Below are 26,373 nucleotides of genomic sequence, written 5' to 3'. Positions count from 1 at the left end.
GCCGCAGGGCCCTGGGAGAGTAGGACGTTGCCGGGCGCGTTCCCGCAAGCCCCGCAGGATCTTTCCTGCGGGGCTTTGTATCTGGGTGCTCAAAGGCCTCTGGGGGAGTGATCCGCCGGGATGGCGAACGAGCGGAATTGAAACCCCAGGGCGTGGATTCGGCCCTTCCCGGGCATAATACTTCCGAGTGTCGACCGAGGGAGGGATTGGCCGATGCAGGTGGTGTTGCGTCCGGAACTTCGAACCGCCGGTGGGGAATCATTGGGGATTTTTTTGTCCCACCGCTGGATAGGAGATGTATATCTCGTCTACCGAGAGGGGCATTTGCTGACCGGGACGATCCAGTTGGACAGCGGGAAATTACCCGATGATCAGGTTGACGCGGTGGTGAGTCACATTCAAGACTACGTGGCGGGCTTGGCCGGGGCGCTGGACATTAACGACGCCACAGTGGTGATGATGTACGGAGATATCGATCCGGTCTTGGAAGGTCCAGCGACTTGGACTGGCCATCGCGAGGAAAATGAAGCACAACACGACTCCGCCCAAGACACTTCCGGGGCGAATCGCAAAGAGGCGCGCAAAGCCGCCGAAGGTGAAATTTTGAATGGGTCAGCCCCCGAAGATCAGGACGAACAATACGGAGACGAAGGCCCCGAATATGATCTGGATGGTTTTCAAACCTCGTCCCGGCGCGGGGTCTCCGCCGACCCTTCCACGGAGTCCAACAAGGAATCCGCGAAAAACCGGCTGTCGGCCAATGATCAGTCGCCCAAACGCCGGCGTCGGAATCGGGGCCGCCGTCAAACTCTGCATCTCTCTCTCTATAAAGAAGAGGGAAGTCACACCAAATATCATCTTCATAACGGCCATCATGAGCCGATCGGCCTGGTGGCGGTGGATGAGTTGGATAACAGCGTGACGGGGCGGGTGGAATTCTGGCAGCCGCCGGGCAAGGCGATGACCAACCAAGTGGCGAGGTTATTAGCCAGAGAGTTTGCAGACGGCGACGTGCAGCGGGTCAGTTTTACGATGAACTACATGGATGAACATCTGGGAGATATGCACTTAGAAAAACAACCCCTCCATTAGTGCCCTTATGCGGCCGCACCGTTTATCCGCCGGGCGGCCGCGCTCTATGTTATAATGCGAGAAGAATAATCGCTAAGGGACAGGACTAGGATGGGGGGAATGATGCCCGTGCGGGTGGGGTTTGTCGGAGTGGGGACTATGGGAGCCCCCATGGCGCGCCGTCTGAAAGGAGCCGGATTTGAGACTCTTTTTTTTGCGCGCCGCCAGGCGGTCATCGAAACATTACAGGCAGAGGGGCTGCACTATGTCCAAAATGTGCGGGATTTGGCCGCCCAGACCGACGTGGTCTTGATGTGTTTGCCTGACGATGCCGTCGTAAACGAAGTGGGTTCGGTCGTTCTCTCTGCCATGAAAACCGGAGGGGTCGTGGTGGATCACAGCACGGTCAGCCCCTATACCTCCCGGAGGCTGGCGGCAGAAGCGAAAAGACAAGGGATTTCTTATCTCGATGCGCCGATCAGCGGCGGTCCGATGGGGGCCGAAGCGGGCACCCTTGCCATCATGGTGGGGGGAGAGGAAGAAGCTTTTCGCCGTTGCCATCCTTTGTTTGAGGCGATGGGCCGGCATATTTTTTACCTCGGCCCTAGCGGCGCGGGCAACATTGCTAAGCTTGTGAATCAGCTAATCATCGGGATCACGCAAGAAGCCCTGGTGGAGGGCTTTGTCCTGGGGAGCCGCATGGGCCTGGATCCCAAACTGCTGTATGACGTCTTGGCCGTATCCACCGGGGAGAGCGCAATGTTGCACCGGAGTGTACCGAATTGTATTTTACAGCGGGATTTTACTCCAAAATTCACTGTGGATTTGCTTTACAAGGATCTTCGCCTGGCCAATGACCTCGGCCGGGGTGAAGGGATTCGCCTTCTGGAAGGGGCTGTGGCCGAGCAAGTGTTTCGGGAGGCGGCTGCGGAGGGCCTCGGCTCGGAAGATATTTCCGCTTTGGTGAAACCACTGGAACGCCAGGCCGGGGTTGTGGTGGAAAAACGGTCGTGATCAGCGGTTCTTGGGGAAATGGAGGGTTCTTCCGGCGTTTCCCCCTTGGCGAATTCCGAGACTCGATATATAATGTCTACCGTGTATGGATGACTGTTCATTCACGGTAGACAAATGGATCGGCGCGTCCATGGGGGGATGAGGAAGATGAAACAGGATGTTGTACGTGTCGGCCTGATGGGGCTCGGGACGGTTGGCACGGGGGTGTACAAGGTGTTGCAGCGCAATGCGGAAGATATTGCGCTGCGGGCGGGCATCCCCGTGCGGATCGAGAAGATCGCGGTGCGCGATCCTGCGAAAGAGCGGACTGTGGACGTGCCGAAGGATCTCTTGACCACGGATGCAGACAGTTTAGTGGATGACCCCGACCTGGATATCATCGTCGAGGTCATGGGGGGCATGGACCATACCCTTGAGCTTTTGTTGCGGGCCCTGCGCAACGGGAAGAGCGTCGTGACGGCCAACAAAGACTTGATCGCCGAGCACGGCCGGATCCTTCTGGAGACGGCGGAAGCGCACCGGTGTGATTTGCTGTTTGAGGCCAGCGTTGCGGGGGGAATTCCCATCGTTCGACCTTTGAAACAGTGTCTCGCAGGCAACCGGATTTCGGAAATCATGGGCATTATCAATGGGACCACCAATTATATTTTGACGAAAATGACCGAAGACGGCTTGGATTTTGCGACGGCCCTTCACCAAGCGCAGCAATTGGGGTACGCTGAAGCGGATCCGACGTCAGATGTGGAAGGATACGACGCGGCGCGGAAAATCGCGATTCTGGCGTCTCTGGCGTTCAATTCCTGGGTGGTGTTCCCGCAGGTGGATGTCACCGGAATTACCGAAGTGACAGACCGGGATATCCGGTACGCCGGGGAGTTGGGGTACATCATCAAATTGTTGGCCGTTGCCAAACAGGACGAGGCGGAGGAGGCGATCGAGATCGCCGTACGGCCGACCTTGGTGCCCCGGGATCATCCCTTGGCCGCGGTGGGAGGTGCGTATAACGCGATTTTTGTCCGGGGGGACGCCATTGGCCAAGCGATGTTCCACGGCCTGGGGGCAGGGGAGTTGCCCACCGCCAGTGCGGTGGCCGGGGATGTGGTGGAAGCGGTGCGGAATCTCCGGGACGGGGTGCGGGGCCGAATGCTGTGTCCCTGCTATCGGCGGAAGACGATTAAACCCATCGAGGACACCTGTTCACGGTTTTATTTGCGGGCCCTGGTGGTGGACCGTCCCGGTGTGCTGGGCGCGGTTGCCACAGTACTCGGGCAGTACGGGGTCAGTATCGCCTCGATGTTGCAAAAGTCCTCCCAAGGAGATCTTGCGGAAATCGTCGTGGTTACACATTCGGTCCGCCAGGGGAATTTGATGGATGCGGTGGCCCGTTTGCGGGATCACGAAGTGGTGCATACGGTGCACGCGCCTTTGCACGTGGAACATTAGGCGTCTCGCGGGCTGGGGCAGTCCGGGGGGCCTCACGGATGGGTGGACGTCAATCATGCCTGGAACGGTCGTCGTAAAAATCGGCAGTAGCTCGTTGATGGAAGGGAATCACTTACACACCGGAAACATGGAGGCGGCGGCAGATCAACTGAGCGCATTGATGAAGGATGGGTGGAAGGCCGTTCTGGTCAGCTCCGGAGCGGTGGCGGCGGGGCGGATGCGCCTGGGTCTTCCGGCCGAGGGACTTACCATTCCCGAGAAGCAGGCTGCGGCCGCCGTGGGCCAGGGCGTCCTGATGCAAGCGTACGAGCGGATTTTTGAACGGCGCGGGATCATTATCGCCCAGGTTCTGCTCACCCGGGACGTGATGGGGGAGCGTCGCAGGTATGTCCATGCCCGGAACACCCTCATGACCTTGTTGCATCATCGGGTCCTTCCCATTGTGAATGAAAACGACACCGTGGCGGTGGAGGAGATCCGCTTCGGGGACAACGATGCCCTGTCCGCCCAGGTGGCGGTGATGGTGGACGCAGATCTTCTGGTCCTGCTGACAGATACGGACGGGCTCTACACCGCCGACCCCCGGGTCGATGCCGGCGCGGTTCGGATTCCCAGGCTGGCGGAGATCACTCCGCAAATTTGGCGGGCGGCGGGCCGAACCCGCTCCCGGGTGGGTACCGGGGGCATGCGTTCGAAGCTGCAGGCGGCCCGAATTGCCTCTTCCACCGGGATTCCCACCGTTATCGCGTCGGCCAGGCGGTCCCGGGCCGTTCTCGACGCAGTGGAAGGCAAAGATGGGGGGACGTATGTCGAGCCGCAGCCCCACATCCGGGGACGGAAGCGGTGGATCGCTTATAGTTCCGCCCCTCGGGGTCGCCTCATCGTGGACGAAGGCGCGGTGCGGGCGCTCTGCCGGGACGGACGAAGTCTACTTGCTCCGGGACTGTTGGATGTTCAAGGGTCCTTCTCAGCCGGGGACGTGGTCAGCATTGTGGGACCAGACGGCCGGGAGATCGCCCGGGGCGTAGTGAACTACGACGCCAGGGATTTACAAAATGTCCGGGGGTTGCGCAGTCAGGATATCCGGGAGATGGGTGTGGCAGCCCGAAAACCGGAAGTGGTTCATCGGGACGATTTGGTGATCATGGAGGAGGGATGGAGGTGACCCTTGTCAAGGAATTGGCGCTTCGAGCGAAAGAGGCTTCGGGAAAAGTGGCGGCGGCGGGGCCGGAGGCGCGGCAAAAGGGCGTTTTGGCCATGGCCCGGGGACTGGAGGAGCACGTCTCGAAGATCCTCGCCGCCAATGAGGAGGACGTGGCGGCGGCTCGGGAGCGGGGGGTGAGGCCGGAACTGTTGGACCGGTTGCAACTGAGTGAGCGCCGGGTGGCGGAGATGGCCGAGGGTTTGCGCCAGGTTGCAGGTCTTCCCGACGTGATCGGTGAAGTGTTGGAGGCTTGGCAACAAAAAGACGGTCTTTGGATCGAAAAGGTGCGGGTGCCTTTCGGGGTGGTCGGCATGGTTTACGAGTCCCGGCCGAATGTGACGGCGGATGCGGCGGGTTTGGTGGTCAAAGCCGGGAGTGCGGCGATTCTCCGCGGGGGTTCCGACGCCCTCCATTCCAACCGCGCCATCGTCACGGTTTTGCGGGCGAGCCTCGAAACGGAGGGGATCCCTGCGGATGCGGTGATTTTGGTGGATGACCCCGATCGCCGGGCGGTGGATGAGCTTTTGACGGCAAAGGGGCTGGTGGACCTGGTGATCCCCCGGGGGGGCGCGGGGCTGATCCAACATGTCGTGGAGACGGCCACTGTCCCGGTGATCGAAACCGGGGTGGGCAACTGTCATCTGTACGTGGACCAGGCCGCCGACCTTGACATGGCTTCGGCCCTGACCATCAATGCGAAAACCCAGCGTCCCGGAGTGTGTAACGCCATTGAGACCCTGTTGGTTCACGAGGCCGTGGCGGACGCCTTCTTGCCCGGAATCGTGGCGTCCCTGCGGGAGCGGGGAGTGGAGGTCCGCGGCTGCCCGAGGACCAGGGCCGTGGTCCCCGATGTGGTGCCGGCCGGGGAGGAGGATTGGGTCACGGAATATCTCGGACTGATCCTGGCGGTTCGGGTGGTGCCGGATCTGCCGTCGGCCATCGAGCATATCAATCGTTACGGCACCCATCATTCCGAGTCGATCGTCACCGAAGACAAAGAGGCGGCGGAGCGCTTTCTTCGGGAAGTGGATGCGGCGGCGGTGTATCACAACGCATCCACCCGCTTCACGGACGGATTCCAGTTCGGGTTCGGAGCGGAAATCGGCATCAGCACGCAGAAATTGCACGCCCGGGGACCCATGGGCCTCAAAGAATTGACCACGTACAAATACGTCATCCGGGGAAGGGGCCAGGTGCGCCCGTAACAGGCTGCTGGGAGGCCTGGCGTTGCTTCGAGAACGGTTGTTGGATTCTTGTGGAGAGGAGCCGGTACGATTTTCACAATGACAGCACAAACACAATTGGCCTTTCTCGGCCCGTCCGGGACCTTCACCGAGGAGGCGGCCCGGGTCATGTCCGGCGTTTTGGCTTCAGATCTCCCTGGAGAAGAATGGGTGGCCTGCGACACCATTGCGGATGTGCTCGACCTGACGGCTTCTGGAGCCACGGCCTTCGGGGTGGTGCCCATCGAGAATTCCTTGGAGGGATCCGTGAATATCACTTTGGACTGGTTGGCCCACGAAGGGGGACTGGTCATCGCGGCGGAGGCGGCCCTGCCCGTCTCCCACCACCTGCTCGCCCGTTCGGGGGTTTCGGGAGAGCAGATCGAGGGAATTGTCAGTCATCCCCAGGCCCTGGCCCAGTGTCGAGGATATCTTCGAAACCACTTTCCAGGGGTCCCTCAGTATGCGGCTGAAAGCACGGCCGCGGCGGCGGAACGGGTTATCCGGGATCCCGAGGATTTGGCGGCGATTGGAACCCGTTTAGCCGCCCGGATCTACGGTCTAGAAATCCTTGATAGTGAGATTCAAGACGAGGCCAACAATCGGACCCGATTTGTGTTGGTGGCCGCTGAATCCCGGTGGACCGAGGATCAGCAGCGGGAATTTTGTCGGCGGCACGGTTCCAGCAAGACGTCCGCCTTGATCACCCTCGGGGAAGACCATCCCGGCGCCTTATATGAGGTTTTGGCCTGTTTTGCCCGGGAACGGGTCAACCTGACCCGGATCGAATCCCGCCCCACCCGCCGAGGACTTGGTAGCTATCATTTTTTTGTGGACATGGAGGGACAGTGGTGGGATCCGGCGGTGATTCGGGCGGTGGAGGGGATTCATGAAACTGGGGCGGCGGTTCGGGACCTCGGGACGTATCCGGTCATCGCATAATCTTCACATAACCTTTAGAAGAAACCCTTGACACTCCTTTGTCCGACATCTATAATCCGAGATAAATATTTGAATCGGTTGCCCCGTGCGGCGGCAACTCGACACGGTGAAGAAGAACACAGGCAATGACGGGGACAGGAAGACGCGGAGCTCTAAAGCCCAGAGAGTCGGGGTAGGTGAGAGCCCGGCCTTTATCTCCGATGTCCAGCTCACCCCTGAGCCTCTCGCCGAACGGCTTCCCCTGAGAGGGAGGTACCAGTAGGCGACGACGGCAAGCGGCGGCCGTTATCCCGCCGGAAGTCTCGTATTGTGAGAGACTTCACGAGGTCGTGCGTTGCGAAACGCCGACGAACCTGGGTGGTACCGCGAACAAAGCCTTTCGCCCCGGACCGTGCACCAAGTGTGCCGGGGGTGAAAGGCTTTTTCCGTTTTCCCCGATGGGGTAAGTGAGAAGGGAGAGAGAGCGGTGAGTGAAGGTCAACTCATCTACTTGAACGGGGAGTTCGTCGATCCCAAACGGGCGACGGTCTCGGTATTCGATCACGGATTTTTGTACGGAGACGGTATTTTTGAAGGGATTCGCGCGTACGGTGGGAACATCTTTCGCCTCCGCCAGCATATTGTACGGCTTTATGAGTCGGCCAAATCAATTTTGTTGCAGATTCCACTGACTTTTGAAGAGATGCAACAGGCAGTGGCGGAGACGGTGCGCAGGAATGGCCTGAAAGACGCGTATATCCGCCTGGTGGTCTCCCGGGGCCCCGGGGATTTAGGGCTCGACCCGCATAACTGCTCAGGCGCCAATGTCATCATCATCGCCGATCAGATTAAATTGTATCCGCAAGAATTTTATGATCAGGGCTTACGAGTGGTGACAGTGCCCACAAGGCGAAACAATCCGGATGCTCTCAATCCGAAAATCAAATCGTTAAACTATCTCAATAATATTTTAACCAAAATCGAAGCGAGCCGCGCCGGGGCTCTGGAGGCCTTGATTCTGAACCAGGATGGCTACGTTTGCGAAGCGTCGGGTGACAACGTGTTTATCGTGAAAAACGGGCGGGTTATCACTCCACCCACATATCTCGGGGCGTTGGAGGGGATCACGCGAAACGCGATCATCGAAATTTGCCAGCGGGAAGGCATCCCGGTGGCCGAAGAGCCCTTTACCCGGCACGATGTGTTTGTCGCCGATGAATGTTTTCTGACGGGCACCGCCGCGGAGTTGATCCCGGTGGTGGAGGTGGACGGCCGGGAAATCGGTCGGGGCGTCCCCGGGGAAATGACCAAGCGGTTGCTGGAGCATTTCCGGGCCCTGACTCGGGTGGACGGTTATCAGGTGTATCCCGAAGCCGCCTCCCATCAGGTCTAAAACCAAGACGACGGGGTTGAGGTGAAAGAGGATGGAAACGCAAAAGCTGGAGGTTGTGCCCGAACCTGAGGCCTCGGCCCCGGCGGCCGGCCCCAGGGTGATGACCGGGGCGGAGATGTTGGTGGAGTGTTTGAAACGGGAAGGCGTGGAGATCATGTTCGGGTACCCCGGCGGCGCGGTGCTGCCCATCTATGACGCGCTGTACGGCTCCGGAATCAGGCATATCCTCACCCGGCATGAACAAGGAGCGGTTCACGCGGCAGAGGGGTATGCCCGGGTGACCGGGCGGCCCGGGGTGGTGCTCGCGACCTCCGGGCCGGGGGCCACGAACTTGGTGACGGGGATCGCCGATGCGTACATGGATTCCACTCCTCTGGTCTTGTTTACGGGCCAGGTGGCCACGGACCTCATTGGCAGCGATTCCTTCCAGGAAGCCGACATCATCGGGATTACCATGCCGATCACGAAACACAGTTATCAGGTGCGGGACGCCGCGGATATTCCCCGGGTGGTGCGGGAAGCGTTTCATATTGCCGCCACCGGCCGACCGGGGCCGGTGCTGATTGATGTGCCAAAGAATGTCGCCAACCAAAAGGCGGTGTTTGAGTGGCCCGAGCGCGTTTTTATCCGGGGCTACAACCCGACGTATACACCCAATCCCACCCAGTTGTCGAAAGTCACGGAGGCAATCCGGGAGTCCCGGCGGCCGTTACTGTACGTCGGCGGCGGCGTGGTCCATTCCGGGGCGGCTGAAGAGTTGCGGGAGTTTGCGCACAAAACGGGCATTCCCGTGGTTTCCACCCTGATGGGACTGGGGGCGTTTCCTTCCGCCGATCCGCTGTTTGTCGGCATGCTGGGCATGCACGGGACCTTTGCGGCCAACCGGGCGGTGATGGAATGCGATCTACTCATTGCCGTGGGGGCGCGGTTTGACGACCGGGTCACGGGCAAGTTGGAACGATTTTCGCCGCATTCGAAAAAGGTGCACATCGACATCGACCCGGCGGAGATCGGGAAAAACGTGGCGGTGGACCTGCCTTTGGTGGGCGACGTGAAACGGGTATTGTCGGCCATGCTCCCCGAGGTGGGCCCGGTGGGGACCAAGGCCTGGATCGACCAGATCCGGGCCTGGGATGAACAGTGGCCCCTGGGCTACAAGGCCGAGCCGGGGGTGTTGAAACCCCAGCAGGTCCTGGAGATGCTGTGGGACGCGACCCGGGGTGAGGCGATCCTCACCACCGAGGTCGGACAACATCAGATGTGGGCGGCCCTGTTCTACCGTTTCAAGCGCCCCCGGCAGTGGGTCACCTCCGGAGGGCTCGGAACGATGGGTTTCGGATTTCCGGCGGCGATGGGGGTGCAGTTGGCAAAACCGGGTGAAACGGTCATCTGTGTGGCCGGGGACGCCAGCTTCCAGATGAATATCCAGGAGCTTCAGACGGTGGCAGAAAACGGCCTGCCGGTCAAAGTGGCAATTATCAACAACGGGTTTCTCGGCATGGTCCGGCAGTGGCAGCAGTTGTTCTACGACCGCCGCTACGCGGAGTCCCGGGTGGGAGCTCCGGATTTCGTGAAGGTGGCGGAGGCGTACGGGATCCGCGGCCTCCGGGCCCAGACGCCGGAGGAAGCCCGGGAAGCCATTCGGGAAATGCTCGCCCACCCCGGACCGGTTGTCGTCGATTTTGTCGTCCCTGAAGAAGAAAATGTCTTCCCGATGGTGCCTCCTGGGGCGGGCACCGATGAGATGATCGGGAGGTGGGACGATTGAAGCACGTTCTCTCGGTCCTGGTCAACGATCAACCGGGGGTGTTGGCCCGGGTCGCCGGATTGTTTTCCCGGCGAGGGTTCAACATCGAAAGCATCACCGTGGGCAACGCCGAGGAGGCAGGGCTGTCCCGCATGACCCTGGTCACCTCCGGCGATGAAAGAACCCTGGAACAGATTATGAAACAACTCCACAAATTGGTGGATGTCATCAAGGTGAACGACTTGACGGAAGAGCCCATGGTGGCCCGGGAGTTGGTCCTCATCAAAGTGGCGGCGACGGCGACCACTCGGCCGGAGATCACCCATCTCATTGAGCCCTTCCGGGCGGCTATCGTGGATGTGGGCCGGAACAGCTTGGTGGTCCAGGCCACCGGCGATATGGATAAAATCGACGCCTTGATCGAGCTCCTTCGCCCTTACGGCATCAAAGAGATCGCCCGAACCGGCGTGACCGCTTTGATGCGGGGCAGCTTGGTCAAAGTGCGAGTCTGACCGCTTTAAGAGCGGCAGCAAATCTCTTGATTCACATTCTTATACAGATGGGAGCGAATCGTTTTGTCATTGAAAATCTACTATGAACAAGACGCGGATTTGAAATTGTTGGACGGGAAGACGGTTGCAGTGCTGGGTTACGGCAGTCAGGGCCACGCCCAAGCGCAAAACCTTCGCGACAGCGGCGTATCGGTGGTGGTGGGACTGCGTCCGGGCCGTTCCTGGAAGCAAGCCGAGGCGGACGGGTTTGAAGTCCTGTCTGTGGCCGAGGCCACCGAGCGGGCCGACCTGATCCAAATCCTCATCCCGGACGAGCGCCAGGCCCAGACGTATCGGGAGGAGATGCAGCCGAACCTGCGCAGTGGCCAGATGCTGATGTTCGCCCACGGATTCAATATTCATTTCGGCCAGATCGATCCTCCGGCGGACGTGGACGTGACCATGATCGCCCCGAAGGGCCCGGGACACCTCGTTCGGCGCACCTTCCAAGAAGGAACCGGGGTGCCGGCGCTGCTGGCGGTTCACCAGGACGCCTCCGGCAAGGCCAAAGAGATCGCCCTGGCTTTTGCCAAAGGTATCGGGGCGACCCGGGCCGGGGTGATCGAGACCACTTTCAAAGAAGAAACCGAGACCGACCTGTTTGGCGAACAGGCGGTACTGTGCGGCGGAGTCTCCAACCTGATCAAAGCCGGTTTCGAGACCCTCGTCGAAGCGGGATACAAACCCGAGATCGCCTTTTTCGAGTGTCTGCACGAGATGAAACTGATCGTGGATCTCATGTATGAGGGCGGGTTATCCCGGATGCGGTACTCCATCAGCGATACGGCGGAGTTCGGGGATTACCGGAGCGGGCCCCGGATTATCACCGAGGAGACCCGGGCCGAGATGCGAAAAATCCTCGCAGAGATTCAAAGTGGGCAATTCGCCCGGGAATGGATTCTGGAGAACCAGGCCAACCGGCCGTTCTTCAACGCCAGGCGGAAAGCGGAGCAGAATCATCCCATCGAAGTGGTGGGCGGAAAACTGCGGGAAATGATGACTTGGATTAAAAAATGACCTCCGCTCGTTACAGAGCGGTACACACGCGGGAGGTGGCACACATGCGGACCATCGAGGTGTTCGACACCACGCTGCGGGACGGCGAACAATCCCCGGGAATTAACCTCAGCCGGGAGGAGAAATTGGAGATCGCGCGTCAGTTGGGCCGTCTCGGCGTGGATGTCATCGAAGCCGGATTCGCGGCGGCGTCGCCGGGCGACTTTGAGTCCGTGGCGGAAATTGCCCGGGAGGTGCGCGGGTTGACCGTGTGCAGTTTGGCCCGCAGTGTCCAGTCGGATATCGACAGGGCGTATGAAGCCCTGCGGGATGCCGAAGACCCGCGAATTCACGTCTTTCTGGCAACCTCGGACATCCATCTTCAGCACAAGCTGAGATTGACCCGGGAACAAGTTTTGGAGCAGATCGACGCCGCCGTTCGCTATGCGGTCAAGTATATGAGCAACGTGGAATTCTCCGCTGAAGATGCGGGGAGGACGGACATCGACTTTCTCTGCCAAGTAGCCGAGGTGGCCATCCGGGCCGGGGCCAAGGTGTTCAATGTCCCGGATACAGTGGGTTATCTAACGCCCCAGGAGTACGCGGGAAAGATCCGGGCTTTGCGGGAGCGGGTGCCAGGGATCGAAAAAATCAAGCTGTCCAGCCATTGCCACGACGATCTGGGGATGGCGGTCTCGAACACCCTGGCGGGCATTGAGGCGGGAATCACCCAGGTGGAGGTCACGATCAACGGCATCGGAGAGCGGGCGGGCAACGCCTCTTTAGAAGAGGTAGTCATGGCTTTGGCGACCCGGCCGGATTTCTACCAGGCGAAAACGAACATTGTGCTCAATCAGATCTACCGCACCAGCCGACTGGTGAGTAAACTCACAGGCTTCGTGGTGCCGCCGAACAAAGCCATCGTCGGGGCGAACGCCTTTGCGCACGAATCCGGCATTCACCAGGACGGGGTACTGAAAGAGAAGCTGACCTACGAGATTATGAAACCCGAAACGATCGGGGTGGCGGAAAGCAAACTGGTGCTCGGCAAACACTCCGGGCGCCACGCCTTCCGGGAAAAGCTGACGGAGATGGGCTATCAGCTCTCCGATGAAGAGGTCAATGAGTTGTTTAAACGTTTCAAAGACCTGTGTGACAAAAAGAAAACAGTGACGGACGACGACATCGCCGCTTTGGTGGACGACAGTCATACCGTTGAACGCTCGGACCTTTATCAACTGGAGTACCTGCACATCTCCGCCGGCAACACCGCCGTTCCCACGGCGACGCTCCGGGTGCGGCTGGCGGACGGGACCGTGGTGGAAGAAGCCGCGGTGGGCAACGGCGCCGTGGACGCTATTTATCAAGCTATTGACCGGGTGACGGGGGGAGCGACTGAACTGGTGAGTTATCAGATTCAATCGGTCACCGGTGGCCGGGATGCCCTCGGCGAGGTGCGGGTCCAGGTGCGGCAGGGTGAAGCCGTGGTGAGCGGCCGGGGTGTGAGCACCGATGTATTGGAAGCCAGTGCGAAAGCCTACCTGGATGCTGTGAATCGGTTGGCGGCGGGGCAGGGGCGGTCTGCGGGAGCAGCCCGGGTGAAAGCGGGTGTCTGAAAAGGTCTATCGCCTTGTCCTGCTGCCTGGAGACGGAATCGGACCCGAGGTGGTTCAGGCAGGGCGGCGGCTCATCGAAGCCGTCGCCGAGGCCTTGGGTCACGAGGTGATCTTTGAGGAACACGCCATCGGCGGGGCGGCCATTGAAGCCGTTGGAGAGCCGCTGCCCGAGGGCACATTGAAAGCCGCCCGGGAAGCCGACGCCGTGCTCCTCGGTGCTGTGGGAGGCCCCAAGTGGGATCGGCTGGGGGGCGATCGGCGCCCCGAGGCGGGCCTGCTCGGGATTCGGAAAGCCCTCGGCGTTTATGCAAACCTGCGTCCGGTGCGGGCTTATACGCCCCTTCTCGGCGCCTCCCCTCTTCGCCGGGAAAAGGTGGAGGGGGTGGATCTCCTGATCGTCCGGGAGCTGACGGGCGGACTGTATTTTGGCCCGAAACGACGGGAGCCCATCGACGGCGGCACGCGGGTGGTGGACGAGCTGGTGTATACCACGGCGGAAATCGAGCGTATCGTCCGCCTGGGCTTCGACGCCGCCCGGAAAGCGGGAAAAGCGCTGACTTCCGTTGACAAGGCCAATGTGCTCGAAAGCTCTCGCCACTGGCGGGAAGTGGTGGAGCGGGTGGCAACAGACTACCCCGATGTGCCTTTTGGCCACATGCTGGTGGATAACTGCGCCATGCAATTGGTTCGCAGTCCGAACCAGTTCGGGGTCATTGTCACGGAAAACATGTTTGGCGATATTCTCAGCGACGAAGCGGCGGTGCTCACCGGCTCTATCGGGATGTTGCCCTCCGCCAGCCTCGGCGATGGGCCAGGACTGTACGAGCCTGTTCACGGTTCGGCGCCGGATATCGCCGGGCAGGGTCTCGCGAACCCTTTGGGTACGATGCTCTCTGTCGGGCTGATGTATCGTTTTAGCCTGAATGAACCCAGGGCGGATCAGGCCATCGTCCGAGCGGTAGATCGTGTGCTGGAGGAAGGGTATCGAACGGCCGACTTGGCGGGCCCGGGGGATCGCATCAGCCGGACGGAGGAGATCACCGAGGCCGTTCTCGAAAGGTTGGAACTCGAGTAAACCGGTTTGAGAAGCAGCGGAGTCTGGCGGAACGTGCCTGGGAGGGATTTCCCCCGGGCGCTTTTCGTGTACAATGGGATGTGTATCTCGAAGGAGAAAACCTCACGGGCTGCAGGGAACCGGTGAGGTTGAAGAGACCGGGGGGAACATCGTGGAACGGGATACGCACCGCCGAGCGATTTCGGCTATGGGGAGCGATTTATGGACACTGATGCGCCCCCGTCAATGGATGAAAAACGTCTTTGTCTTGGCGCCGGTGTTTTTTGCCGGCAAGATTGGCAACTGGGGTTCCCTGTGGGCCACGGTGGCGGCCACGGTGGCATTCTGTCTCATGAGCAGTGCCGTGTACGTGGTCAACGATTTCATGGACATGGACAGGGATCGGGCTCACCCGAAAAAAAAGCACCGCCCTTTGGCGTCCGGCCGGGTGTCCCCGGGGCCGGCGGTGGTTTTGGCTGCCGCCCTCTTTGTGGTGGCCGAGTGGTTGGGCTGGGTAGCGGACACGGGCGCTGGAGTGCCGACGGTGCTGCTGATCTACGGGTTGATGAATTTGCTGTACAGCACTGTCTTGAAACATTATGCCATCGTCGACGTGTTAATCATTGCCTTCGGGTTTGTCCTCCGGGTGGTGGCCGGGGCGTTTGCTGCCGAAGTGCCGCCGAGTCCGTGGCTTTTGCTCACGACCTTCCTGTTGGCCTCCGTGCTGGGCCTTTGTAAACGCCGGGCGGAACTGGCCGCCCTGGAGGATCAAGCGGCGGTCCATCGGGCCAATCTCGGCGTGTACACGGTGGATCTCCTCAACCAGCTGATTTCGATCTCGACAGCCGCCACCATTATGACGTACGCCATGTACACCTTCAGTGGACCTCAAGGTCCCAGAGCGATGGTGACCGTTCCCTTTGTCATGTACGGTCTCTTTCGCTATCTCTACTTGGTCAATCAGAAAAATGAAGGGGAGAATCCCGATCAGATTGTGGTGCGAGACACCCCCTTTGTGATCAACGGCCTCCTGTGGGTGGGGGCGAGTTTTGCCGTCGTCTATTGGCCGTGGCTCTAAAAGGAGTGAGCGCTCATGGCGGCTGATTGCATTTTTTGCCGCATTGTGCAAGGCGAATCCCCTGCACGCAGAGTATACGAGAATGCGCATGTTGTCGCCTTTCACGATATCGCCCCCCAGGCCCCGGTCCACGTCCTGGTGATTCCCCGCCGCCATCTTGCATCGGTATTGGAGCTCGGCGAGGAGGAGGTGGAGATCCTGAAGGGGATCCAAGGGGCGATCCGCCGGGTGGCGGAGGAGACGGGCGTGGCCAGAACCGGATTTCGGGTGGTGACCAATTGCGGGCGGGACGGCCATCAAACGGTGTTTCATCTCCATTATCACATCCTGGGCGGCAGGCGGCTCGGTTGGCCGCCGGGTTAAATCGGACGCCGGGGTCGGGGATTCAAAAACGAGGAGGCTGGGACACGTGGATGGGACAAAACCGTTAGCCGGATTAAGGATCGTTGATTTTTCTCGACTTCTCCCCGGTCCCTTTGGAACTTGGCGACTGGCACAACTCGGGGCCGAGGTGCTCAAGGTGGAGGATATACGGGGCGGCGATCCCATGCGGTTGTTCGGACCGCCCTACGATGCGGTCAATCGCGGGAAACAAAGCGTCGCCCTGGACCTCCGGGAGGAAACGGGCCGTCGCCAAGCGCTCGCCTTGATTCGGGCCGCGGACGTGTGCATCGAGAGTTATCGCCCTGGAGTGATGAAGGCGATGGGGTTGGACGAACCGTCGGTTCGGCCGCTCAATCCCCGGCTCATCTACTGTTCAGTGACCGGCTACGGGCAGGAAGGCCCCTGGGCTGACCTGGCCGGCCATGATATTAACTACTTGTCCGTCACCGGGGTGACGGCGGTGACCGGCGTTGCTATCGGCGATGAGGAGCACCTGGCAGTCCCGGGGATTACTGTGGCCGACTATGCCGGCGGAGTGGCGGTGGTGGAGGCGGTGCTCGCCGCCCTGTGGCGCCGGGAACGCACCGGGCAGGGGGCTTACCTCGACGTTGCGATGCAGGACATGCTTTTGTCTTTTCAAGCGGTGAATGGAGCCCTGGCCCGGGCCGGTGTGCCCACGGGTCCGGAGAAACAAGAGCTCAATGGCGGAGTGGTCTGCTACCATCTATACCGGGCGAAGGATGGCTGGGTTTCCCTGGGTGCCCTGGAACAAAAGTTTTGGGATCGATTTTGTCAAGGTGTGGGTCGGCCACAGTGGCGAGACAAAAGCCGGTCTCCCGCGTGTTCTGAGAATCCGGTGTACCGGGAGATGGTTGAATTATTTCGATCCCGGCCCCGGGATGAGTGGGCGACCCTTGGTGAACAGTGGGACTGCTGTTTGATGCCGGTTCTCACCGTTCCCGAGGTGGTCGAACGATTTTCCGACCACCCCGCGTTTCGCCCGGGCCAGGGTCCGGCTCTGGGAGAACACACGTGGCCGTGGGTTCGAGAGGCCTTGGCGTCGGCAGACTGAACGAAGATGTGCCTGAGCAGTTCTGCCGGTCAAATTCTCGGGTAGATATTTCGCCGATGGGTGGCCAGGGCTGTTTCATAAAGCCGCTCCTGGCTGTTCAGAGGCTCCTCCTCTTCCCCGGGGGTTATGCGCACATACGTGCCGTCCGACAACAATTGACGCCGCTTCACGTTGTCGGCCAATTGGGTCTCCAGAATTCCGATCACCCGGCGCTTGAGCCTTGGATTGAGCACCGGAAACAATGTCTCCACCCGGCGTTCCAGATTGCGGGTCATCCAATCGGCACTGGATATCCACACCTTTTCCCGGCGCCCGGCGCGAAAACAGTATGCCCGCCCGTGTTCCAGAAAGCGGCCGACAATGCTGTGGACGCGGATGTTTTCGCTCACTCCGGGTATCCCGGGCCTCAGGCAGCAAATGCCGCGAATGATCAGATCGATCTGGACACCGGCGCATGACGCCCGGTACAGCGCTTGAATCATTTCTTTGTCCGTCAGCGCGTTCATCTTCGCGAGAATGCGTCCGGGCTGTTCCGGGGTGGAGTGAGCGATCACTTCTTCGATCTGCTCAACAAAGGCCTCCTCTAGCCCCCAAGGAGCCACTCGAAGGTGATGCAGCTCGGGCAGGGAGGAGTAGCCGGAGAGCTGATTGAAAATCGAAGAAACATCTTCGCCGATCAGTTCGTTGGCGGTGAAAAGGCCGAAGTCGGTGTACAGGCGAGCCGTATTTTCATTGTAATTCCCGGTGCCGAGGTGGACGTAGCGCCGGAGCCGGTCTTTCTCCCGGCGCACCACCAGGATCATTTTGGCATGGGTTTTCAGCCCCACCAGGCCGTAGATAACGTGACAGCCGGCTTTCTCCAATTTTTTTGCCCACACGATATTTTTTTCTTCGTCAAATCTCGCCCGGAGTTCCACCAAAACGGTGACTTGCTTGCCGTTTTCCGCCGCTTCGGCCAGGGCCGCCACGATGGGGGAATCGCCCCCGACCCGGTACAGGGTTTGCTTGATGGCCAAAACCTGGGGATCCTGGGCGGCCTGGCGCACGAAATGCACCACGGGTTCAAAGGACTCATAGGGGTGATACAAGAGGATATCCCGCTTGCGGATGGCCTCGAAGATATCCTGCTCCCCCCGAAGATCCATCGGGAGGATCGGGGGATAATCCACAAAACGGAAGGCTTCGAACCCGTCTTGGTTGACAAACCGAAACAGGAAGGTCAAATCCAGAGGTCCTTCCAATTCGAATACTTCCTGGGGGCTGACCTCCTCCCACTCTTCCAGTACCTCCCGCAGGTAGGGGTGCATGTCCCGCTCCACTTCAATCCGAACCGCATCTGCCGTCTTGCGCTTCTTGAGTTCTTTTTCGATCTCCTCGAGGAGATCTTCCGCCGCATCCTCGTTTAAGGTTAAATCGGCGTTTCGAGTGATACGGAAAGGGCTCGCCGACAGGATGTGTTTCCCCCGGAACAGATCCTGCAGATGCATGCGAATGACTTCTTCAAGCAAGATATAAGTCAGCTTGCCACCTTCCGCCGGCAACTTGATGAACCGGGGCAATACGCTGGGGACCTGGACGAAGGCAAACAGATAGGGCTCTTTTTCAGGATCCTCCGATTCGATGAGCACCGCCAGGTTCAGGCTTCGGTTGAGGAGCATCGGGAACGGCCGGCTGGCGTCCACCGCCATGGGCGTCAACACCGGGTAAATCATTCGGTCGAAAAGATCTGAGATGTAGGCTTTTTGTTCCCGGTTCAACTGTTTCGCCCCGATGAACGAGATCCCCGCCTCTTCCAGCAAAGGGACGAGCACTTCCCGCCAGGCGTGCATCTGGTCGCGCATGAAGTCCCGACTGCGCCGCAGGGCCGCGTCCCACTGCTCCATGGCGGACATCTTCGTTTTGTTGTCGGGCACGTTGCTTCCCGTCTTGATCTGCTCTTTGAGCCCGGCGATGCGCACCATAAAGAATTCATCCAGATTGGAGCTGGTGATCGCCAGGAACCTCAAGCGTTCAAACAATGGGTTGCTGCTGTCCAGGGCTTCCTCCAACACCCGCTCGTTAAAAGACAACCAACTCAGTTCTCGATTGATGTAATAGGCCGGGTTCTCAAATTCTTGCGGCGCGGTCAAGATCATCGACCTCCAACCGTATCTCTCGCTGAAAAACCTTTCGACATTTCTTGGTCCATTCCAAAGCCAGGTCTAACTCAATTCCCAGCGGTTGTCTCGCCTTTACGATCAGCTTCCAGACCCGGCCATCGGGCTGAAGGTCGAGGCCCGTGACCGCACCGGTTTCCGTGCGATCAAAGGCCCGGACCAGTCGCAAAATCACTCCTAATTGAGCGATGGCCGGGATATCCTCTTCGTCAAAAAATTCCTGATACATAGAAAGGTAAGTTTGAATCTGCTTGGTGCTTTTGAAGGCTGCAATGGCCGCCGCCATGACGCGGTCCCGGTGGCTGACGCCGAAGAGGGGAATCTGAAGGAGCAGGTAAAAGGTGTGTTTACTCGTATTATAGATACTGATGGCTCGCCCGATGTCGTGGAGGAGCGCCGCCACCTGAAGCCAACGCCGATGTTCTTCCGACGCTACCACCAAGCCGTGTTTCACCATGGCCGTCAACAATTGATCCGCCAGTTCCCATACGTGAAAGGCATGGTCCCGGTTCAGGCCAAACTGGTCGTGGACATTTTCAATGCTGTACATCAACGTGTCCGGAAGCAACTCCTGCCCCCGAATGCGCAGAACTTGCTCCATTAACACCCCATCCCGCAACCCTTTATTGCTGATGATGAACCGGGAGGTGCCCACTCGCTTCAGGATCTGATCCAACATCGCCAGTCCCGCCGTGATAATATCCGCCCGGTCGGCGGACAGGCCATTGATGTTCCTGCGTTTGGCGATGGGCATGGAGCGAACCATGTCAAGGATAGCCGTGACCTCTGTGGGCCACATCTCGTATCCGTGCAAAATCAGCAGGGGATAATGACGCCGGCGCTGATGAATGCGCGCCAAAGATCGGGCGGTCCCCCCCATGCCGATCACCGGGAATCCTAAGCCCGTGAGCCACGGGCGGCGGTCCAGTTCTTGTTGAATGACCCGATCCAAGTTTTTCATGTCCTTCATGGACGGGAGATCACTCCGGAGAAACTCCCGGGTCAAGGAGACCGCGCCGTAGGGAATGGAGTCGGCCCGCACCAGACGGCGGCCGCGAAAAACGGTGATCTCCGTGCTGCCGCCGCCGATGTCGACGGTGACGCCTTCTTCCACGGCAAGGGAATTCACCACCGCCAGGTATCCGTACCGGGCTTCCTCCTCGCCGCTTACCACCCGGAAAGGGATCCCGGTCGCTTCATAGATCCGCTTGAGCACTTCCTCCCGGTTTACAGCCATGCGAACGGCCTGGGTGGCGATTCCCGTGATGTGGGTCACCCCATACGCCCGGCACAACTGGCAGAATTGCTCCAACACCCGAAGCGCCACCTTGATCCCGGCTTCGTCGATTCGCCCATCGTCTCCCAAGTGGCTGCTGAGGCGAACGGTTTGTTTAAGATTATCGATCTCTTGTTGAGTGCCCTGTGAACCTTGTTGATAGATGACCAAGCGGACGGAGTTGGATCCGAGGTCGACAATGGCTCCGAGTTCGTGGCTCATCCCGATTCCTCCGTTGTATTTCTCAGGGAACCGCCGTGCTTTGTTTCTATTGTACAGCATTCCCGGAGGTCTTTCACCCAGGGGCGATCCGGGTGGCCAAACAGGGCGTCTTCGCGACGCTATCCTACCTCTCCGCGTCAGCGGTGCATAAACTTATGCAGCCATAGATACCTGACAAAAACAAATTAGCGATGGACTCTATAAAATTGCAGGTCTCCATGTGGCATTATTCTTGCAAGTGAAATGTGTATCCTGATTCTGATGGAGGGATAGAATGGTTGTCCCCAAGACAGCCGGTTGGAATGACCGGGTACAACAAAAGCTTCGGCGCATTATGGTGCTGGGAGCGGGAGGTGTTGGCGAGGTCGTCATTAAAGGGTTGCTTCGGCTAAAGGCTGTAGAGCGAATCTGTGTCGCCGATATTGATGAAAAGCGGGCCCGGGAACTGGTGGACCGGGCTCGGGATCCCCGACTCGTCCCCTTGCACATGGACGCCGGGAACGTCGCCGCGTTGTCTGCGGCTCTCCGGGAGTGCGGGATCGTGGTTCACGCCGGATTGCCGCGAAACAATCTTCATGTCATGCAAGCCTGTCTGCAAGCTTCTTGCCACTATATCGACATGGCCTCGGATGGGCCGGTGGATATGCCGGGATTGGTGACGATCCAGGACCAACTCGGGTACGACGACTCCTTCAAGACCTCGGGGCTGTTGGCCATCCTGGGCATCGGCAGTGATCCCGGTGTTACAAACATCCTCGCCCGCTACGCCTATGAACGTCTTCAACGAATGGAATCGGTGGTGGTTTACGACGGAGACAACTCCGTCGTCAAGAATCAAGCCTTTGCGATTGCCTTTTCCCCGGAAATCAGCATTGAAGAAAACCTGCAGCCCCCCCTGGTCTACGACCGCGGCCGCTGGGTGACGGGCATTCCCCTGGAGACGGGCATTGAACAATTCGAGTTTCCTTCCCCGGTTGGGACGCTCACCGTCCGCAGCGTCGCCCACGAAGAAGTGCACACCATCCCCCGATTTCTGGGCGACAAAGGGTTGTACCAGTGTGAGTTCAAATACGCCCTCAGTCAGCAATATGTGGATATCCTGAAGGGGCTGCGGCTCATCGGCCTGGATCGGGAGGATCCGGTGCAGGTGGGGGACGTTTCGGTCAGCCCGAGAAAGGTCGTGGCCTCTCTACTGCCCAAACCCGCCTCCCTGGCGGATAGTCTGGAAGGGACGTCCTGTGTCGGGGTGCAGGTCAAGGGACTGGATGACCAGAACCGGCCTGTGGAGATGTTTTTGTATACTATGCAGTCCCACGAATTCAGCCGGAAGGACATGGGGGTCAATGTCACCGTTTTTCAGGCCGGGATTCCCGCAGTGATCGCCGTGGAACTCATGCTGGAAGGGATGCTCAATGTTGCAGGGGTATATTCGCCAGAACAGTTCGACCCGCAGCCTTGGATCGATCGGTTGCCCCGGTGGGGGATGCCTCTGTACGTCAGAAAAACGGTGACCGAAGCGCTCTGAAGACGCTTCGGTCGCACTGCAGAACTACATCGCTCGATTGAGGAGGGATATTGGAGTGGGTAGCGAGCGAAGCACGAGACTGAAAGCGAACGCCCTCAACTTTTTCGACAACACCGTCATCGGTGTGGCATCCACGGCGCCGGCTTACTCCCTTGCCGCGTCACTGGGCGGGATTGTGGCCGTGGTGGGCTTCATGTCACCGGCCCTGCTGCTGTGGAATTTCGTTCCCATGATCGGGATTGCGTGTGCCTTTTATTATTTGAATAAATACGTCGGGCCTTCGGCGGGAGGCGTTTACAGTTGGGTGAGCACCAGTCTCAACCGTTATTTAGGATACATGTCGGGCTGGGCCATTGCGGCTGCGGGGATTTTGTTCCTCATCTCCGGGTCGGTGCCGGCCGGAACCTATACCTTGGCGTTGATCAATCCGGATCTTTCTGACAACCCTGTACTGGTGTCTTTGGTGTCGGCGGCTTGGTTTATCGTCGTGACCTTTATCGTCGTTCGGGGCATTGAAATTACTGCAAAATTCCAATGGGTCCTGTTGTTAATTGAGTATGTGGTGCTACTGGTTTTTGCCGGTGTGGCACTGTATCGGGTCTACGGGGTCGGGGTGCCCGGGTCGACGCCCATTCATTGGTCCTGGTTTACCTTTCATGGAAGTTTAGCGGATTTTGCCAGTGCCACCACCATCGCCCTGTTCTTCTATTGGGGATTCGATACCATCACGAACCTCGGGGAAGAATCGAAGGATGCCCGAAACAATCCGGGCTGGGCCGGGGTCACCAGTGTGATCGCCCTGTTGATCATTTTCCTCGTGGTCTCCATTTCGGTCCAGGCGTTGATCCCCGAGGAAGAAATTGTCAAACATCAGGACGATATTTTGAGCTATTTCGCAGGTCTATTGGCGCCTCACCCCTGGAGCGATCTGATGATTCTTTCGGTTCTCTCGTCCACGGTGGCGACGCTGGAGACCACCCTCTTGCCTTCGGCCCGGGTGAGCTATGAGATGGCGGTGGACCGGGTGTTACCCGAGGTTTTTGGGAAGGTTCACCCGTCCTGGAAGACCCCGCACATCGGCACCCTCATCATCGCCGCGATTTCCTTCATTGGCATTTTCTCGATTAATCTGTCCTCAAGTGTTGGATCTTTTCTTGAAAATGCCGCCAGCAATGTCGGCATCATGGTGGCTTACTACTATGGCATCAGCGGTGTGACGTCGGCTTGGTTCTTGCGAAAGCGGTTGACGGACTGGAGAATATTAGTGTTTGGCTTTGTTCTCCCGTTGTTGAGTGGCCTGTACCTGGTTGCGGTGGGCATCATTGTACTTTTGGAAAGCGGGTTCAGCAGTTCGCTGCCGGCCCTGGTGGCTTTTGCCCTGGGCTTGCCGGTGATGGCCTATTATGCCTTCAAAAACCGGGCGTGGTTCCGGTCGCCCGAAGTCCCTGCACTGTCGGAGGACGTCTTGGTCGGAGGCGCAAAGATGGATCAAAGTGGCGATTTATGATTAGCGCCCGGTTCGAAACGCGACACAGCCCGGACTGGGTTTCCAAAGGCAGCGGGTGGAGAGTTTGCGGTCGGGACGGTGATCGAGAATGGATGAGGCGGGAAGGTCAGAATTCGGGCGCAGTTTCTGGCTCGACACCTGCGGGGACGACTGTACTCCTCGTTCGGCTCTTGCTGGCGAGATTCTGGCCGACGTTGTCATCGTCGGAGCGGGGTTTACCGGATTGTGGACGGCGCATTACCTCGTCAGCGCCCGACCCGACTGGTCGATCGCCATGTTGGAACGAGAGATCGCCGGATATGGTGCCTCGGGTCGGAATGGCGGGTGGTGTACGCCGGAACTTCCGATAAGTCCCGGGGAAGTGCTCCAGCGGTTCGGGCGGGAGGCCGCCCGACGCTGGCAGGCGGCGCTGTACGACAGCGTGGGAGAGATTGAAACGGTTCTTGAGGCTGAAGGTATCGACGCACACTTTCATCGAGGGGGCTCTATGATGGTGGCCTTGGGAGCCCACGGCCTTCCCCTTCTTGAGGAGGAGTGGAACGCTTATCGAAAGCTTGGCGTCGAATCCCACTATGAGTGGTGGGATGGACCCCAAGCCCGGGAACGGGTCAACATCCGAAAACTTTGCGGAGCTCTGTATTGTCGGGACACGGCTGTCCTTCATCCCGGGCGTTTGGTGCGGGGTCTTGCCCGTCGGTTGGAGCGTCGCGGTGTGCGAATTTATGAACGCACGCCGGTTCTCGACATTCGGGCGGGGGACGGTCGGAATCCTCCGGAGGCGGTGACCAAGGAAGGCCTGGCCCGGGCCCGGGTGGCGCTTGTGGTGGCGACCGAAGGCTATACAACGATGCTCAAACCGTGGCATCGAAATGTGACGCCGGTTTACTCTTCCATCGTGGTGACGGAGCCGCTGCCGGAATGGGTGTGGAAAGAGATCGGCTGGGCGAACCGAGAGGCGGTGGCGTCGACACGCCTCAGCATTGATTATCTGCAAAAGACCGTGGATGGGCGCATTCTGTTCGGCGGCCGGGGGGAACCGTATCATTTGGGATCGCGGATTCGGCCGGAATACGATCGGAATCCCAAGGTGTTCGCCAAGTTGATGGCCATGGCCCGGGAGTGGTTCCCCGCGCTCCGGGATGCCCGGTTTACCCACGGATGGTCCGGGCCTCTCGGCATGACCCGGGATCAGATCCCGAACGTGTGGTATGACCGGCAAAGTCGGTTGGCCGGAGCCTGGGGGTATGTGGGGGCAGGGGTGGTGGGGGCGAACCTGGCGGCGCGAATTTTGTCCACGCTAATTTGGGGAGAAGAACCGGTTTGGGAGGGGGTTCCCATCGTACAGCACCGATCGGTTCGTTGGGAGCCGGAGCCCTTCAGATGGCTGGGCATTCGTTACGTTCAGCATGGGTTGGAGCGTTTGGACCGCCGGGCGGAGCGAACGGGCAAGGCGCCCCGGGGCACCTCGCTGCCCGAACGGTGGTTTCGCCACTGATGTTTCACCAGTGATGCGTACAGGGGAGGGGTATCATGCGGGCTTCTGCGGAGGAGATTTTGGCCGAATCAAGCCGGATTCTCCGCTTGATTGAAGCGCCGGCGTTGTCCGACGACGAGCGCCGGCAGATCGTTGAGGATTCTGTTACGAATTTTTCCCTATACGTCACCAAAGCGATTCTCGAACATCGAAAATCCTGCTCGTCGGACTATTCGGTGGCGGAGTGGGAGGACGAAGGGGCGGTGTTCCGGGATACCGCCGGCCGGGAGTATATCGATTGTCTCGGCGGATACGGTGTTTATCTGCTGGGACACCGCCATCCCCGGGTGGTGGCGGCGGTGGAGCACCAACTTCACCGTTATGCTTTGCACAGCCAGGAGCTGATCGACCCGCTCCGGGGCTATCTGTCCAAATTGGTGGCGATGATTACCCCCGGGGATCTCCGCCACACCTACCTCGTGAATGCCGGGACCGAGGCCAACGAAATGGCGATCAAGCTGGCCCGGCTGGTCACGGGGAAAACGCACATCATCGCGACCCTCGGGGGATTCCACGGCAAAACGTTGGGTTCTTTGTCGGCCACGGGGAAAGGGCTTTACCGGGAACCCTATCTGCCTCTCGTTCCCGGGTTTCACCATGTTCCTTTCGGGGAAGCCGATGCGGTGGAGGAACGGATCGAGGCGCTCCTTCAGACCGGGGAATCGGTGGCCGCGGTGATCGTCGAGCCGATTCAGGGGGAAGGCGGGATCAACATCCCCCCGGCGGACTACTTGCCGCGATTGCGGGAGATCTGCGACCGCTACGAATGTCTCCTGATCGTGGATGAAGTCCAGACGGGGATGGGTCGAACGGGTCGGATGTTCGGGGTTGACCATTGGGATGTGGTGCCCGATATCATGACTCTGGGCAAGGCGTTTGGCGGCGGGGTGATGCCCATTGCCGCCATGGTCGCTCAGCCGAAGTGGTGGGAGAAGATGGAAGAAAATCCGTTTATTCTCGGATCGTCGACTTTTGGCGGGAATCCGCTGTGCGCCGCCGGTGCCATTGCCGGGATTCATACGATATTGGCCGAGGACATTCCCGGTCAGGCCCGGGCAAAGGGCGAGTATTTTCTCCGGGCGCTAAAGGAAATGCAGCAGCGGACGCCGGATTTGTTCAGGGACGTTCGGGGGATGGGGCTTTTAATCGGCCTCGAATTCATCGACAATGCCAGGGGATTCTCGGTGGCAAAGCGCATGTTTGACCGGGGCGTGCTCGTGGGCGGCACTTTGAACAACGCCCGGGTGATCCGCATCGAACCCCCGGCGGTTATCCGGCAAGACCAGATCGACAGGGTCCTACAGGCTCTGGAGGATTCTCTGCGGGAAGAAGCGGCGACCATGTGAGAGTGGACACATGATGCCGGGATGAACGGGATTAGTTGCG

General features: G+C 59.5%; 21 protein-coding genes. 19 read left to right on the top strand and 2 right to left on the bottom strand.

Translation table 11 applies throughout. From position 1 onward, the window contains the following. Positions 1-213: 213 nt before the first annotated feature. The 15 genes from K6T64_RS04915 (at position 214) to K6T64_RS04845 (ending at position 16,767) form a co-directional block, all read left to right on the top strand. Positions 214-1,092, top strand: coding sequence for a hypothetical protein (locus tag K6T64_RS04915; protein WP_170086048.1), 879 nt, complete (start codon positions 214-216; stop codon positions 1,090-1,092). A 102-nt stretch (positions 1,093-1,194) separates the two neighbouring features. After that, positions 1,195-2,085 (top strand): NAD(P)-dependent oxidoreductase, encoded by an 891-nt coding sequence (locus K6T64_RS04910; protein ID WP_288008802.1) that lies wholly within the window; start codon positions 1,195-1,197, stop codon positions 2,083-2,085. A 147-nt stretch (positions 2,086-2,232) separates the two neighbouring features. Beyond that, positions 2,233-3,528 carry a homoserine dehydrogenase gene (locus K6T64_RS04905; RefSeq protein ID WP_170086046.1) on the top strand — a complete coding sequence of 432 codons (1,296 nt, stop codon included), beginning with the start codon at positions 2,233-2,235 and terminating at the stop codon, positions 3,526-3,528. 55 nt (positions 3,529-3,583) lie between these two features. Continuing rightward, positions 3,584-4,693 (top strand): glutamate 5-kinase, encoded by a 1,110-nt coding sequence (gene proB, locus K6T64_RS04900; RefSeq protein ID WP_170086045.1) that lies wholly within the window; start codon positions 3,584-3,586, stop codon positions 4,691-4,693. Next, entirely contained in the window at positions 4,684-5,937 is a 1,254-nt protein-coding gene (locus K6T64_RS04895; RefSeq protein ID WP_483306128.1) for a glutamate-5-semialdehyde dehydrogenase, read from the top strand. The genes proB and K6T64_RS04895 overlap by 10 nt, the downstream gene beginning before the upstream one ends. Before the next feature lie 78 nt (positions 5,938-6,015). Beyond that, on the top strand, positions 6,016-6,897 hold the full coding sequence (gene pheA / locus K6T64_RS04890; protein ID WP_100668250.1) for a prephenate dehydratase: 882 nt from the start codon (positions 6,016-6,018) through the stop codon (positions 6,895-6,897). 466 nt (positions 6,898-7,363) lie between these two features. Further along, positions 7,364-8,269 (top strand): branched-chain-amino-acid transaminase, encoded by a 906-nt coding sequence (gene ilvE, locus K6T64_RS04885; RefSeq protein WP_013074975.1) that lies wholly within the window; start codon positions 7,364-7,366, stop codon positions 8,267-8,269. 100 nt (positions 8,270-8,369) lie between these two features. Next, positions 8,370-10,037, top strand: a complete 1,668-nt coding sequence (gene ilvB, locus K6T64_RS04880) for an acetolactate synthase large subunit (protein WP_232059845.1) — start codon at positions 8,370-8,372, stop codon at positions 10,035-10,037. Next, complete coding sequence (gene ilvN / locus K6T64_RS04875) at positions 10,034-10,528, top strand: acetolactate synthase small subunit (protein WP_100668248.1); 495 nt, start codon at positions 10,034-10,036, stop codon at positions 10,526-10,528. The genes ilvB and ilvN overlap by 4 nt, the downstream gene beginning before the upstream one ends. A gap of 69 nt (positions 10,529-10,597) precedes the next feature. Continuing rightward, the gene (locus K6T64_RS04870; RefSeq protein WP_100669456.1) at positions 10,598-11,584 is read left to right on the top strand and encodes a ketol-acid reductoisomerase; all 987 of its coding nucleotides are present in this window, start codon (positions 10,598-10,600) and stop codon (positions 11,582-11,584) included. Next, positions 11,581-13,179 (top strand): 2-isopropylmalate synthase, encoded by a 1,599-nt coding sequence (locus tag K6T64_RS04865; protein WP_269153024.1) that lies wholly within the window; start codon positions 11,581-11,583, stop codon positions 13,177-13,179. The genes K6T64_RS04870 and K6T64_RS04865 overlap by 4 nt, the downstream gene beginning before the upstream one ends. Then, positions 13,172-14,254 (top strand): 3-isopropylmalate dehydrogenase, encoded by a 1,083-nt coding sequence (gene leuB, locus K6T64_RS04860; protein ID WP_170086038.1) that lies wholly within the window; start codon positions 13,172-13,174, stop codon positions 14,252-14,254. The genes K6T64_RS04865 and leuB overlap by 8 nt, the downstream gene beginning before the upstream one ends. Before the next feature lie 151 nt (positions 14,255-14,405). After that, positions 14,406-15,311, top strand: coding sequence for a decaprenyl-phosphate phosphoribosyltransferase (locus K6T64_RS04855; protein WP_157935497.1), 906 nt, complete (start codon positions 14,406-14,408; stop codon positions 15,309-15,311). A gap of 15 nt (positions 15,312-15,326) precedes the next feature. After that, positions 15,327-15,674, top strand: a complete 348-nt coding sequence (locus tag K6T64_RS04850; RefSeq protein ID WP_100668244.1) for a histidine triad nucleotide-binding protein — start codon at positions 15,327-15,329, stop codon at positions 15,672-15,674. A gap of 46 nt (positions 15,675-15,720) precedes the next feature. Further along, positions 15,721-16,767 carry a CaiB/BaiF CoA transferase family protein gene (locus tag K6T64_RS04845; protein ID WP_288008799.1) on the top strand — a complete coding sequence of 349 codons (1,047 nt, stop codon included), beginning with the start codon at positions 15,721-15,723 and terminating at the stop codon, positions 16,765-16,767. A 29-nt stretch (positions 16,768-16,796) separates the two neighbouring features. Here K6T64_RS04845 and K6T64_RS04840 read toward each other — a convergent pair whose 3' ends face one another. Continuing rightward, positions 16,797-18,902 (bottom strand): RNA degradosome polyphosphate kinase, encoded by a 2,106-nt coding sequence (locus tag K6T64_RS04840; RefSeq protein WP_288008797.1) that lies wholly within the window; start codon positions 18,900-18,902, stop codon positions 16,797-16,799. Continuing rightward, on the bottom strand, positions 18,874-20,421 hold the full coding sequence (ppx, locus tag K6T64_RS04835; protein WP_170086035.1) for an exopolyphosphatase: 1,548 nt from the start codon (positions 20,419-20,421) through the stop codon (positions 18,874-18,876). The genes K6T64_RS04840 and ppx overlap by 29 nt, the downstream gene beginning before the upstream one ends. A 274-nt stretch (positions 20,422-20,695) precedes the next feature. Here ppx and K6T64_RS04830 point away from each other — a divergent pair, with 274 nt between their 5' ends. The 4 genes from K6T64_RS04830 to K6T64_RS04815 all read left to right on the top strand — a co-directional run bounded on the left by K6T64_RS04830 (position 20,696) and on the right by K6T64_RS04815 (position 26,333). Continuing rightward, positions 20,696-21,946 carry a saccharopine dehydrogenase family protein gene (locus K6T64_RS04830; protein ID WP_288008795.1) on the top strand — a complete coding sequence of 417 codons (1,251 nt, stop codon included), beginning with the start codon at positions 20,696-20,698 and terminating at the stop codon, positions 21,944-21,946. Between the two features lie 55 nt (positions 21,947-22,001). Further along, positions 22,002-23,453, top strand: coding sequence for an APC family permease (locus K6T64_RS04825; protein WP_288008794.1), 1,452 nt, complete (start codon positions 22,002-22,004; stop codon positions 23,451-23,453). Between the two features lie 88 nt (positions 23,454-23,541). Then, positions 23,542-24,948, top strand: coding sequence for an NAD(P)/FAD-dependent oxidoreductase (locus K6T64_RS04820; RefSeq protein WP_288008793.1), 1,407 nt, complete (start codon positions 23,542-23,544; stop codon positions 24,946-24,948). A gap of 35 nt (positions 24,949-24,983) precedes the next feature. Continuing rightward, positions 24,984-26,333, top strand: a complete 1,350-nt coding sequence (locus K6T64_RS04815) for an aminotransferase class III-fold pyridoxal phosphate-dependent enzyme (RefSeq protein ID WP_288008791.1) — start codon at positions 24,984-24,986, stop codon at positions 26,331-26,333. Positions 26,334-26,373 lie beyond the last annotated feature (40 nt).

Source organism: Kyrpidia sp. (assembly GCF_023512215.1).
GTDB classification, from domain to species: domain Bacteria; phylum Bacillota; class Bacilli; order Kyrpidiales; family Kyrpidiaceae; genus Kyrpidia; species Kyrpidia spormannii.
The sequence above is the reverse complement of the archived record's forward strand: the minus strand, read 5'-3'. Positions and strand labels throughout refer to the sequence as shown.